The organism is Sulfuriferula thiophila, from assembly GCF_003864975.1.
GTDB lineage: Bacteria > Pseudomonadota > Gammaproteobacteria > Burkholderiales > Sulfuriferulaceae > Sulfuriferula > Sulfuriferula thiophila.
This window is the reverse complement of the sequence record NZ_BHGL01000036.1, coordinates 1-787: the sequence shown is the minus strand read 5'-3', so window position 1 is coordinate 787 and position 787 is coordinate 1. Positions and strand designations below refer to the sequence as shown.

Annotated in this window: 1 protein-coding gene; it reads left to right on the top strand. The window is 51.7% G+C overall.

What is annotated here, in order from left to right:
- The coding region (locus tag EJE49_RS11730) for an IS3 family transposase (protein WP_124951059.1) at positions 1 to 756 on the top strand (756 nt) is incomplete at its 5' end.
- Positions 757 to 787: the final 31 nt, after the last annotated feature.

Here is a 787-nt window from a genome sequence, read left to right as displayed (position 1 = left end):
CCCAAATCGGAGCGGGCTGTGGCCGATGAAGCGCTGTTGATTGACATCAAACAATCCTTTGAGGACAGTTACGGCATCTATGGGAGCCCACGTATTCATCGGGATCTGCTGGAAGCCGGCACGCGTTGCGGTGTAAAGCGGGTTGCGCGTCTTATGAGCCAGGCGCAGATCAAATCGGTACGTGGCTATAAACGCCCGCGGCACAAGGCAGGCAAGCCTGCCACGGCAGCGCCGAACCGGTTAGAACAGCAATTCACGTTTGCTGCACCTGATCAGGCTTGGGTAACGGATATTACTTATATCCGTACCTATGAAGGCTGGCTGTATCTAGCGGTGGTAATTGATCTGTACTCACGTGCGGTGATCGGTTGGTCCATGAAACCAACGATGGCAACGGAATTGGTGCTGGATGCCTTGTTGATGGCCGTGTGGCGCAGAAATCCTAAACAGCCGGTGATCATTCACTCTGACCAGGGTAGCCAGTTTGGCAGCGATGACTTCACCCGCTGGTGCAAGGATAACCAGCTTACCCCCAGCATGAGTCGCCGCGGCAACTGTTATGACAACGCAGTAGTTGAGTCTTTCTTCAGCAGCCTGAAGAAAGAACGTATCAAACGTAAGATCTATCCAACCCGGGAGGAAGCCAAGACTGAGATATTCGAATACATCGAAGTGTTTTACAATCGAACCCGCAGGCACAGTTACTTAAATCAACTGAGTCCAATGGCGTTCGAACAGTTACAAACCGGAAGTTGAGAAATGTCTACGAAAACGGGTGAAGTCCAGA